At 65.0% G+C, this 11,374-nt stretch carries 9 protein-coding genes; 4 read left to right on the forward strand and 5 right to left on the reverse strand.

Annotated features, from left to right (window positions below; genetic code table 11):
* Position 1: 1 nt before the first annotated feature.
* Positions 2-436 carry a type 2 periplasmic-binding domain-containing protein gene (locus H3H39_RS22945; protein WP_182156713.1) on the reverse strand — a complete coding sequence of 145 codons (435 nt, stop codon included), beginning with the start codon at positions 434-436 and terminating at the stop codon, positions 2-4.
* Positions 437-446: 10 nt separating this feature from the next.
* Entirely contained in the window at positions 447-1,565 is a 1,119-nt protein-coding gene (locus tag H3H39_RS22950) for a porin (protein ID WP_182156714.1), read from the reverse strand.
* A gap of 274 nt (positions 1,566-1,839) precedes the next feature.
* Here H3H39_RS22950 and H3H39_RS22955 point away from each other — a divergent pair, with 274 nt between their 5' ends.
* Positions 1,840-3,696 carry an AI-2E family transporter gene (locus tag H3H39_RS22955; RefSeq protein ID WP_182156715.1) on the forward strand — a complete coding sequence of 619 codons (1,857 nt, stop codon included), beginning with the start codon at positions 1,840-1,842 and terminating at the stop codon, positions 3,694-3,696.
* A 4-nt stretch (positions 3,697-3,700) separates the two neighbouring features.
* Here the strand turns inward: H3H39_RS22955 and H3H39_RS22960 are convergent, their stop codons facing one another.
* A complete protein-coding gene (locus H3H39_RS22960; RefSeq protein WP_182156716.1) occupies positions 3,701-4,726 on the reverse strand; it encodes a VOC family protein in 1,026 nt (341 codons plus the stop codon).
* Between the two features lie 229 nt (positions 4,727-4,955).
* On the opposite strand from H3H39_RS22960, the gene H3H39_RS22965 reads away from it, so the two are divergent.
* Positions 4,956-7,919 (forward strand): molybdopterin-dependent oxidoreductase, encoded by a 2,964-nt coding sequence (locus H3H39_RS22965; RefSeq protein ID WP_182156717.1) that lies wholly within the window; start codon positions 4,956-4,958, stop codon positions 7,917-7,919.
* An 11-nt stretch (positions 7,920-7,930) separates the two neighbouring features.
* Positions 7,931-8,800 (forward strand): 4Fe-4S dicluster domain-containing protein, encoded by an 870-nt coding sequence (locus H3H39_RS22970; RefSeq protein ID WP_229218198.1) that lies wholly within the window; start codon positions 7,931-7,933, stop codon positions 8,798-8,800.
* A 246-nt stretch (positions 8,801-9,046) separates the two neighbouring features.
* Here H3H39_RS22970 and H3H39_RS22975 read toward each other — a convergent pair whose 3' ends face one another.
* Together H3H39_RS22975 and H3H39_RS22980 are read right to left on the reverse strand one after the other, a co-directional pair.
* Entirely contained in the window at positions 9,047-9,520 is a 474-nt protein-coding gene (locus H3H39_RS22975) for an RES family NAD+ phosphorylase (RefSeq protein ID WP_182156718.1), read from the reverse strand.
* A complete protein-coding gene (locus tag H3H39_RS22980; RefSeq protein WP_229218199.1) occupies positions 9,517-10,128 on the reverse strand; it encodes an antitoxin Xre/MbcA/ParS toxin-binding domain-containing protein in 612 nt (203 codons plus the stop codon). Before H3H39_RS22980 ends, H3H39_RS22975 begins: the two co-directional genes overlap by 4 nt.
* Before the next feature lie 440 nt (positions 10,129-10,568).
* Between H3H39_RS22980 and H3H39_RS22985 the strand changes: the two genes are divergently transcribed.
* A complete protein-coding gene (locus H3H39_RS22985; protein WP_182156719.1) occupies positions 10,569-11,147 on the forward strand; it encodes a porin family protein in 579 nt (192 codons plus the stop codon).
* The last annotated feature ends 227 nt before the right edge of the window (positions 11,148-11,374 follow it).

Genomic DNA, 11,374 nt, shown 5'->3' on the forward strand with positions numbered 1-11,374 from the left:
CTCAGTGCAGACTAAAAACGACCTTGACGCTGGCGTCGACCGCGGCGCGCTCGACATAGCCGATGGCCGAACCGCTGTCGGCCACCAGCTTGCGCACCGCGGCGCTGTCGCCGGCCTCCTTGGGTGGCCGGCCCTTGCCGGTGAAGATCAGCTTGGACCAATGGGCCTTCACCTGCGCCGCCGACTTGCCCAGGACCTTGCCGTAGAACTCCTCGCGCACCGGGCTGCCGTCGCTCTGGTCGACCGGCACCGCCGTCGCGCCGGCCGGGAAGCTGGCGCTGTTGCCGAGAAAGATGTCGCCCACCTGGGCCGTGCTCAGCGTGCCGCAGGCATTCTTGGCCGAGACGATCACCACCACCTCCGCGCTGGCGGCCTGCGTTGCCAGCGCCAGCGCCACGGCCAGCAGCGCGCGGCCCGATTGATATCTGATACGCATATGCCGCCCCTTAGAACACGAAGTCCATGGCCACGCTCACGACGTGGAAACGGTGGCCGGGCTGCAGGCCCGGCTGTGGATTGACCAGGGTGCCGATCGAGCCGTCATTGGGCTGATTGCGGTCATATTGCAGCTTGAGATCGGTGCCGGGCCGGAAGTCCCAGCGCACGCCGGCGCTGACGCCGCGCTGGCCGATGGCCACGCTCTGCTGCGCCAGGTCCGCCTGACGAATCTGCACCGACATCTGATTGCGCCGGTTGTAATTCAGGTAGGGCGTGAATTCGCCGATGCGGTAGCCGCCGCCCACGTACCAGCTAGGCACCCCGGCGCCATGGCCGGAAATCCTGGCCCACTCAGCCATCAGGAACCAGGCGCCCGGATCGTAGCTGCCGCCCACCGCGTTGACTGTGTAGGGCAGGTCCGCCAGTGCCAACTCGTCGGACGACAAGCGCGCCTCGAAGTGCGACAGCAGCACCGTCGCCGCGCCATAGGTCACCGTGTTGGCCACCCCGCGCATGCGGCGGGCCCGTTCGTGGTAGCCCTCGCCGTTGCCGAACGGGTAGGTCGAATTATTGCGACCGGCATACACCACCACCGTATCGCGGGCGCCGGCGGCCTGGAAGGTATAGCTGACGTCGGCGCCATCGCTGTTGGTCATGGCCAGCGCGCCATAGACCGTATTGGGCACGCGCACCCATGGCATGGTGTAGCCGACCTTGCGCGAATTGGAGGCCAGGAAGGTGGGCAGCGCAATGCGGCCGGCGCGGATGCTCAGATCCGGGCTCACCTCGTACTTGACGTTGGCCCATTCCAGCTGCGGGTGCCAGGAGCCGTCCCAGCGCTGCTCGGTCACAACCTGCACCACGGCCGACCATTGCCGATTGAATTCGGCCGTCACCTGCCCGCCTAGCCGGCTGTCGACGTCCGGCGACCAGTTGCGCGTGTAACCGGCGCCGCTGGGCTGGAAGTTGGTGGCGGTGACGTCGGCCCTGTCCTCGCTGGAGTGGACCACGCCCAGCGTGCCGTAGCCGCTGAAGGAGATCGCCGGCGCGGCACTTTCGGCGGCGCCGGCGGTGGCGGCCTGCAGCGCAAGCGCGGACAACAGAGCGGCACGGGTGGTTGACGACATTTCTTATCCTTTTACGAAAACGCTGGGCGCCAGGCGGACATCGCTGCGCTCCAAATCACATAATGATGATACCGTCATAATGACGCTAGCGTCAATTACTATTTGCGGCACCGCGGCAAAAACCTGCCATGCCGCCTCCCCCACCAGGCGGAAGTACGGGCGCCACGCGCATGCGGATCAAACCCGGCCCATGGCGCGCGGAATTTTTATAATGACATATGCGTCATTATGATATGATGCGGCGGTTTTCAGCCCTGACCACGTCGCAGCCCACATGCATACCCCCGTCCCTCCCAGCCGCCTGAACGCACCTTCCATCATCAGCGCCAGCTGCATCCTCGGCCTGCTGTACGCTGGCCGTCCCATGCTGCAACCGATCGTGCTGGCGGCGGTCCTGAGCCTGCTCGTCGCACCGCTGGTGCGCACCCTGAGCCAGTACGGCATACGGCGCGTGCCGGCCACGCTGACGGCGCTGCTGCTGGCCGGCGCCGCCGCTGCCGGCACCGGCGCCATCCTGGCCGCCCAGCTGGTCAGCGTCACGTCGGAACTGCCGCAGTACCAGGCCGCTCTGCTGCGCAAGGCCGAGCAGCTGCGCACGCGCGCCGAACGGCCGCTGGCCTGGCTGGAGGCGGGCCTGAACCACGGCGCCGAGCTGGCGCCGGACACCGGCTCCGAGCAGCCGCTGCAGCCGGCCGGCGCTCACCAGCCCGTGCCGGTTGAAATCCGCCCGCCCCACCCCTCCACCGGCGATACGCTGGCGCGCCTGTTCTCGCTCGTGTGGGGCCCCATCGGCGAAGCCGGCCTGGTGCTGGTGCTGCTGCTGTTCATCCTGCTCGAACATGAATCGCTGCGGGACCGCCTGATCCGCCTGGCCGGACAAACGCAGACCAGCCGCACCGTGCGCGCGCTGGCCGATGCCGCCCATGGCGTGTCGCGTTTCTTCTTTTCCCAGTTCGTTGTCAACGCCGCCTTCGGGGTGGCCATCGGCCTGGCGCTGTGGGCCTTCGGTGTGCCCCACGCCATACTGTGGGGCGCGCTCAGTGCCCTGCTGCGCTTCGTTCCCTATCTGGGTGCGCTGGGCAGCGGCGCCATCATCACGGCATTCACCGCCGCCATCGACCCCGGCTGGACCCTGACGCTCAGCTGCGCCGGCCTGTTCGCCATCGTCGAGCTGGTGGTCGCCAACCTGGTCGAGCCCAAGGTGTACGGCCACAGCACCGGCATTTCGCCGCTGGCGGTGGTGATATCGGCGCTGTTCTGGGGCACGCTGTGGGGGCCGGTCGGCCTGCTCATCTCCACCCCACTCACGGTCTGCCTGGTGGTCGCCGGCCGTCACGTGCGCGCGCTGGAACCACTTTCCATCCTGCTGGGAGAAGCGCCCAGCGTGACGGGCGCGCAGCGTTTCTTCCAGCGCGCCCTGTCCGGCGAAACGGGCGCCATCCTGCACGACGCGGCCGCCTACCTGCGGCGCGCCAGCTTCGCCCGCTATTGCGACCACATCCTGCTGCCCGGCCTGGCCCTGGCGGTGGCCGACCTGCGCACCGGCCAGATCGACACATTGCAGCAAGAACACATCCGCAGCACCATCGCCGACGTGGCCGAAAGCCTGGCGCCGTCGACCGCCACTGCCGGGCGCGCACGGCGCAGGCGCCACGTCTCGCTGCTCGACGCCAACGTCGGAGCCCACCTGCGCCAGCTGCGCGAAGCGCGTCTGGGGCGTTGGCAAGGCTCGCTGGACGTGCCGCAGCGCTCGATCGTGCTGTGCGCCGGCCTGGCGCTGGAACGCGACGACCTGGTCAGCGAGCTGCTGGCGCGGGCGCTGCGCGAAGCCGGTGTGGATGCCCGCAGCATCGCCCTGCCGCTACCCCACGAGGAACACGGGCCGGACAAGGCCAAGCTGGTCTCCACCGTCTTCATCCCCTACCCGCTCGGCGACGTACTCGAGGCGTGGACCGAGGCCATGGCCAGGCTGCGCATGCTGCTGCCGCACGCGATCCTGGTCACGATCCGCGCGCCGCAAGACGAGATGGCGGCGCCGGACCAGGCGGTGCAACCCCACGTGGACATGGTGTTGCGGTCGTTCGAGGAAGGGCTGGCCTTTGTCGCGCCGCAGCACCCGGCCAGCGCCTGATTGATCAGAACCCGGCCGGCACATACTCCTTGCGCAGCAGCGAGGCCACGCCTCGCCCCAGCTGGCCAAGGCGGCCGGCCAACGTCTGTCCTTCGAAATGGTGGCCCCAGGTGCTGATGCGGGTCCAGACCGCCGGGTCCCAGCTTGCCTCGTCCACTTCCAGCGGATTCCAGCCGAACTCGATGTCGAAACCGGATGGCGTGGCGACGTAGAAGGAAATGGCCTTGTCGTTCGCATGCTGGCCCACGCTCATGGCGATCGTCAGTCCCAGCGCGCGGCAGCGCTCCCAGGCCGCGCCCAGGTCGTCGAGCGTGGCCGCCTGCACCTCCAGGTGCTGGATGCGGGTGCGGATCGGGTCCAGCCTGATCTTCGGCGTGTAGACGAAGGCGATCGAATGGTGGCGCGGATTGAAGCGCATGAACTCGAACAGCATCGGCACGCCGCTGATGGTGTAGTGCACGTCGTCGGTATGGCGGATATCGAAGATCTCGCGCCAGAACTGCTTCATCTGGTCGGGCCGGCGGGTGGACATGGCCACGTGGCCGAAACCCTTGTCGCCGGTGATGAAGCCGCTGGTGGCCATGCGCGGCGGCGCGCCGACCAGGCGTGGCTGGTGATACAGTTCTATCGTCAGCCCCTTGGGACCGGTGAAATGCCAGAAGCGGTGCACGCCGCGCTGCTGCGCCGCCGCCGTGGTCGATTCCTTGACGTCGATGCCGCGCTTGGCCAGGCGTTTCAGCACGACCGCCAGCGCCTGCTCGTCGGCCAGTTCCATCCCCAGCGCCTGCAGATCCTCCGACGGGCCGGGCACCACGATCAGCCGGCGCACATGGTCGTCCATCCGGGCCGACAGCGACTGGTCGGACTGGATCTCGGCCTGCATGCCGAGCGCCTCGCCCAGCAACAGCCGCCAGGCGTCGGTCTTGCGCGATTCGATCACCGCATAGCCCATCCTGACGCGGTTGAACACGCTGTCCCGCGCGGCCGCCATCACCTGCGCCTCCCCCATCTCTTGCAATTTGCACTCCATGCCCGTCTCCCTCTCAGTGGTTGTTGTCTTGCGCCACATTGGCGCCCAGTTCTGTTGCTCCATCATCCGGAGCTTCCCAACGATTGAATCCTCTGTCATACTGACTCATGCGTCAATATGAATACATGACTCAAATCAACTAAGACGGAAACCCGCACACCCTGCGAGCAGATGCAAAGCTGCCGTGTGCCGGGCGCGTTCGATGACAAACAAACATTTTGGAGACAAGATGAAAAAACTCACCCTCAGGGTCATCCTCTATTCCCTGGCCCACGTGCTGCGCCTGACCGCCGCCCGCCATGCGGACATGGCGACGTTCATGCGCCGCCGCAATTGCGTGGCCCAGATCCAGCTGCGCGACGGCAGCATCGTGCGGCACTACATCTTCAAGGGCGGCAGAATCACGTCGCGCGCCGGCCTGCACCCCAAGCCGGATGTGACGATGACGTTCCGCGACCTGGCCACGGCGCTCATGTTCATGGTGCCGCCCGTGCGCCAGGCCGACGTCGTCCATGCGGCCAAGACCTTCAAGGTGGTGGTCGATGGCCGCGACGAACTGGTGGTCTGGTTCATGCAGCTGCTGAACATGATCCAGAGCGCCGGCCTGCAGTCGGGCCGCAAGATGGCCGACGGCACCACGCGCTTTACCACCAACACCAACGGCGGCCCGCTGTTCGTGTTCGTCAAGGACGGCCGCATCGTGCGCACCACGCCGATCGACCTCGACGCCGACGACGCGCCCAGCTGGACGCTGCGGGCGCGCGGGCGCAGCTTCACGCCGCGCCGCCAGGCCACCGTCAGCGCCCACGCGCTGAGCCTGAAGTCGCTGGTGTATTCCGAGCGGCGCCTGCTCTATCCGATGAAACGGGTCGACTTCGACGTCAACGGCGAGCGCAACATCGCCAACCGCGGCATCTCGGACTATGTGCGCATCAGCTGGGACGAGGCGCTCGACATCGTGTCGGCCGAGATCAAGCGCATGAAGCGCCAGTACGGCCCCGGCGCCATGGCCATCTACCAGAGCTCGCACCATTCCTGGGGCAACGTCGGCTACTACCTGAGCGCGATGCTGCGCTTTGGCAACCTGCTCGGCTTCACGCGGGTCCACCCCAATCCCGACTCATGGGAAGGCTGGTACTGGGGCGCCATGCACCACTTCGGCAACAGCCTGCGGGTGGGTAGCCCCGGCCCCTACGGCATAGCGGAAGACTGCCTCAAGCACGCCGAACTGCTGGTCTACTGGTCGAGCGATCCCGAGAAGACCAGCGGCGCCTATGCCGGTTCCGAGGGCACGGAACGGCGCCTGTGGACCCGCGATCTCGGCATCCCGACGGTACACATCGACCCCGTGTTCAATGCCACCGCCCAGCTGTTGGGCGGCAAGTGGATCGCGCCGCGCCCCGCCACCGATCCGGCGCTGGCGCAGGCCATCATGTACGTGTGGGTGCAGGAAGACCTGTACGACAAGGAATACGTGCGCACCCGCACCACCGGCTTCGACGAGTGGCGCGATTACCTGCTGGGCACAGAGGACGGCATTGCCAAGACGCCGGAATGGCAGGAGCCCGAGACGGGCGTGCCGGCCGCCACGGTGCGGGCGCTGGCGCGCCTATGGGGCACGCGCAAGACCCACCTGATGCCGGGCGGCGCGGGCCTGGGCGGCGCCGGCCGCAACGCCACCGGCGGCCAGTGGGCGCGCTGCATGATCATGATGATGGCAATGCAGGGCTGGGGCAAGCCGGGCAGCAATCTCGGCGGCATGCAGATCGGCACGCCGCTCGACTTTTCCTTCTACTTCCCGGGCTATGCGGATGGCGGCATTTCGGGCGAATTGAACTGGACCGCCTCGGCGCTCTACAACTACACGCGCATGCCGCACGTGCTGACGGCCAATCCGGTCAAGCAGATGATCCCGCGCCAGCGCTTCCCGGAAGCCATCGTCAACGGCCATTGCGAAGGCCACCTGTGGGACGGCATGACGCTGGAGGCGCAATTTGCGCCGTACAGCTATCCGATGGCGGGCTACTCTAAGGTGCACATGCTGTACCGCTATGGCGGCTCGTCGTTCGGCACCATCGCCCGCTCCGGGCGCTTCGTGGAAGCCTACCGCCATCCGTCGCTGGAGTTCGTCGTCAACCAGTCGATCTGGTTCGAAGGCGAGGCCAAGTTCGCCGACGTGATCCTGCCGGCCTGCACCTCGCTGGAACGCTGGGACATCGGCGAATGGGCCGGCGCCGGCGGCTACGCCCACGACTCGCAAGCGCAGCTCAACCACCGCATGCTGGTGATGCAGCACAAGTGCATCGAGCCGCTGGGCGAATCGAAGTCCGACTACCAGATCTTCCTCGACATCCTCAGCCGCATGGGGCTGGGCGCCGTGTTCTCGGAAGGATGCAGCGATTTCGACTGGTGCAAGCGGGTGTTCGACTCGTCCGACCTGCCGAAGAAAATCTCATGGAAGAAGTTCCTGGAGAAAGGCTACTACGTGGTGCCGCCGCCCGAATCGGAAGCGCTGCATGCGCCAACCTACTTCCGCTGGTACGCCGAAGGGCGCAAGAAGGACGCGCCCGAGCCGAGTCCCCTGCCGTCGCAGTATGCCGAGGAGTTCGGCATGGGCCTGCAAACCCAGTCCGGCAAGATCGAATTCGTGCCCGAGAGCCTGAAACGCAACTGTCCCGACAGCGAGGAGCGGCCGCCGCTGAACCGCTACATCCCGTCATGGGAAGGCTTGCAGACCAAGGAACTGGTGGCGCGCTTCCCGCTGCAGATGGTGTCGTCGCACTCGCGCTACAGCTTCCACACCCACCACGACGGCAAGGACGGCTTCCTCAATGCCGTGGCCGAACACCGGGTGCGCGTGAACGGCTATCCCTACTGGGTCATCAACCTGAACCCGGAGGACGCCCGCCGGCGCGGCATCAGCCAGCACGACCTGGTGCGCATCTACAACGACCGGGGCGCCGTCATCTGCGTGGCGGACCTGCTGCCGGCCGTGCGGCCCGGCGTGATCAAGGGCTACGAGTCGAGCGCCGAAGTGGAGTTCATCCAGACTTCCAAGGGCATGGTGGACCGCGGCGGCTGCCTGAACCTGCTGACGTCGGACCGCCGCATGATGAAAGGCACGGAAGCCATGGCGACGTCGTGCCTGGTCGAAGTGGAACGCTGGGATGAGGCGGGCTTTGCCGCCGCGTGATAAGGAGAACGATGATGGAAAAATGGAATCTGGTGGTCGACGTGGCCCAATGCAACAACTGCGCCAACTGCACCCTGGCGTCGCTGGACGAGCACGTCGGCAACGACTTCCCCGGCTACGCGGCGGCCCAGAGCAAGGACGCCAAGCCGCTGATCGACATCCGCCGCAACGTGCGGGGAACGGACGAGCATATGGACATCTCCTACATGCCGACCATGTGCAACCACTGCGACCGTCCGCGCTGCGCGGAAGGGGCGGACGGCGCGGTTGTCAAGCGCGCGGATGGCATCGTGCTGATCGATCCGTACAAGGCCAAGGGGCGCCGCGACCTGGTCGGCAAATGCCCGCACGGTGCGATCCAGTGGAATGAAGAACAGCAGCTGCCGCAGATCTGGATCTTCGACGCCCACCTGCTCGACGCGGGCTGGCAGGAGCCGCGCTGCCAGCAAGCTTGCCCGACCGGTGCGTTCCGGGCGCTGAAGGTCAGCGATGAGCATATGCAGGCGCTGGTACGTGAGGAAAAGCTGGAAGTTTCCCGGGCCGACCTCGGCACCGCGCCGCGCGTCTATTACAAGAACCTGCAGCGCATGAACCGGCGCTTCATCGCTGGCAGCGTGGTCACGATGAATGGCGGCACGCAGGACTGCCTGCCAGGATGCACCGTGACGCTGCTGCTGAACGGTGCGCAAGTGGCGCGAACGCTGACCGACTGGTTCGGCGATTTCAAAATCGACGGGCTACCCGACCAATCGCTGTCCTACACGCTCGTACTTGAGCATGCAGAGCATGCGTCGGTACAGATGACGGTGCAGACGGATACTGGCGGCACAAGCATTGATATTGTGGCGCTCATTCCAGCTGCGATTCAGGCGGCAGCCTGAGCGAACCGCGCTGGACATCAGAACGACTTTTGGTTCGAGCCGAACCGAAGTGGCCTGCCCCGGCAAGCAGTCCGTTTCATGGGGTGGTTAACCACACCAATTTGTGTGGTTAACCAGCCGGGTGACGCAGCAAAAAATGCGCTAAGCACTTGATTAGGCCATCTTGTTTGTAGTGGCTTATGATTCTGTTTTCTTGCTCCGATTTGCTGGGTCCCCAGGGCCGCCACCACCAAGCCCCGGGCCGCGCTAGACGCGATGGTCGTAGACGAATTGCCGAACGCGTTCGGTCGTGATCAAGGCCGCGTCGGGATGGGCCGGATTGATCAGCACATTGTCTTCTTCGTTGATGATCACCGACGGCACCACCAGCAGCGCAGAAGCACGTCCCGCCAACCAGGCCGAGCCAATCGAACGCGAGATCATGCCTTCGGGAACCACATTCCAGCCGACCGGCAACGGACGGAGGGTGACCACGCGCGCCGCCCACACCGCGTCCGGCACGTCGATGCGCACCAGGGTACGGTTCCACGGCAGCAGCATCCCTTTGCCGAAGTGGGCGCGGGTTTCCCAGGCCGCCAGCGAAATCGATGTAGCAGCGTAGGTCACATGCTCGCCCGCGTTGTTCCATCGCGACCCGCCGCTGGCGGCTCCCTTGCCGGCCATGTCTTCCGCTGTATAGCTGGTGGTGTCCGAGGCGATGCGCCACAGGCTGACTGTCATGCTGCCAGCCCGCCGCGCATGCGCTCCAGTACCTGCTCAACCGCGCGTTGCCCTTCCGGATTGCGTAACATGGCGGCCGGCGTCTTGTTCCCCAGTTCAGGCAGCTTTTCATGGACCCAGCGCGCAAACCAGCCTTCCAGGTCAAAGGTTTTCATCTGCTCCGGGTCACCGCTCTCGTCGAGCATCCTGCGCAAGGTGGCCAGCAGGCGCAGGTAGGCCATGATGCGATGTCCCGCAACGTCAGGCAGCGGCTTGTTGGCGGCTTCGTTGCGCACAAAGGTAGTCTGCGACACCCCAGCCAGGCCCATGATCACGGAAGCCGGTTCGCCGGTTGCCTTGGCGATCAGCTTGACAATGTCGGTTGGCACCCCGGCTTCCACCGCGTCGTACAGCTGAACGCCTGGCGCCTCGCGCACCCGCTCCACCAGCGCCCTGAGCTGGTGGAGCGGGGTTTTCCCGACACTGCCGGCCTGGCCCATTTGTTTGGCCCACAGAGAATGTATCTTGCGTGCAGCGGGTTGCGTGCGCTCCGCTACGCCCTTGGCTGCCAGTTTCCCCACTGCTCGCCGGCTCCGGTGCGGCACATTCATTTCACTCGCTGCGGCCATACCATCACCCATTTGGTTAGATTGCGACAGTCAAATGGTAATCCACGATACGGCAAGACTCAATAACTAATCGCCGGGGCGCCTCCCGCCGGGCATCAGGCATCCTGGCGGCTCGTGCCCACCGCAAGGAGATTTCCGCTCTATGCAGCTTTTACCCAGCACACGCGCTTGTACTACAGCATGTTCTCAATATTTTCCGTCCGGAAATTGACGTTAATGGAAAATTTCCCATACATCACAAAATCCACCAAGATCTGCCAACGCGCTCACATTGCAAATCAATTCAATTCAATTTACATGACCCAAAAGTCATTAATTTTACAATTCGATACATTTATTACGGGAGGATTACTTGCATTACAGAAATTCACTGCTATCTTCCGTCCCATCGCGATTCAACGGGAATCGCGAAACAGTGAAATAGACATGAAGGAAATGCCATGAAAAAAGTCATTCTTACCCTGATCGCCAGCGCAGCCACCGCCGGTGCAGCCCAGGCCCAGACCGGCGCCGCCGGCCATCCGTACATCGGCGTCGGCGTCGCCTCGGCAGACCATAACTATGCGGCGGGCGGCATGGGTGGTACCAATCTCATCAGTGACGGCTGGAAGGCTTCGGCAAAGATATTCGGCGGCTATGACTTCAACCGCAACCTGGGCGTCGAGGTGGGCTACACCGACCTGCGCAGCTCGGACTTCAGCTATACCCGCGATGGCAAGGGGATCAACGGCTATTCGAATGGTTACGGCGCTTACGTGGCCGGGAAATACACGATGCCCGTCAACGAGCAATTCTCCGCCTACGGCAAGCTGGGCCTGGCCTACAGCAAACGCAAAGTCGAGACGAACGACGGCCAGCGCCTCAACGACCACGATACGGGCGCCTATGCCGCCCTGGGCGCGGAGTTCAAACTGAACCAGAATGTGTCGTTCGTCGCCGAATACGAGCGCTATGGCAAGACCAAGGACTACGGCGCCAAGCCGAATGTGGTTTCTGTCGGGGTGAAATACAGCTTCTGATCGCGCCTCCCTGGCGTTAGAAATATCGCCAGCGCTTCCCTGGCCCGGTTGCGCGGCGATGCGCCCGCGCGCGCTGCCGGCCGGGCCGTCGCATCTGTATCAAAGCCGGACGAGTCGCCCCGTCCGGCCCGTCGCCCTCCCCCTCGCCCGCCCAGGACAGTTCCCCTTCCCGGCCAGGCCCGGCATAGGATTTGTCAGCCGCCTCCCTTGAGCAATCGAATCGGACG

The organism is Rugamonas apoptosis, assembly GCF_014042355.1.
Taxonomy (GTDB): Bacteria; Pseudomonadota; Gammaproteobacteria; order Burkholderiales; family Burkholderiaceae_D; genus Rugamonas; species Rugamonas apoptosis.

Coding starts and splice junctions, on each gene's coding strand:
- H3H39_RS22945 (WP_182156713.1), bottom strand. CDS start 436: ATGCGTATCAGATATCAATCGGGCCGCGCGCTGCTGGCCGTGGCGCTG.
- H3H39_RS22950 (WP_182156714.1), bottom strand. CDS start 1,565: ATGTCGTCAACCACCCGTGCCGCTCTGTTGTCCGCGCTTGCGCTGCAG.
- H3H39_RS22955 (WP_182156715.1), top strand. CDS start 1,840: ATGCATACCCCCGTCCCTCCCAGCCGCCTGAACGCACCTTCCATCATC.
- H3H39_RS22960 (WP_182156716.1), bottom strand. CDS start 4,726: ATGGAGTGCAAATTGCAAGAGATGGGGGAGGCGCAGGTGATGGCGGCC.
- H3H39_RS22965 (WP_182156717.1), top strand. CDS start 4,956: ATGAAAAAACTCACCCTCAGGGTCATCCTCTATTCCCTGGCCCACGTG.
- H3H39_RS22970 (WP_229218198.1), top strand. CDS start 7,931: ATGATGGAAAAATGGAATCTGGTGGTCGACGTGGCCCAATGCAACAAC.
- H3H39_RS22975 (WP_182156718.1), bottom strand. CDS start 9,520: ATGACAGTCAGCCTGTGGCGCATCGCCTCGGACACCACCAGCTATACA.
- H3H39_RS22980 (WP_229218199.1), bottom strand. CDS start 10,128: ATGGCCGCAGCGAGTGAAATGAATGTGCCGCACCGGAGCCGGCGAGCA.
- H3H39_RS22985 (WP_182156719.1), top strand. CDS start 10,569: ATGAAAAAAGTCATTCTTACCCTGATCGCCAGCGCAGCCACCGCCGGT.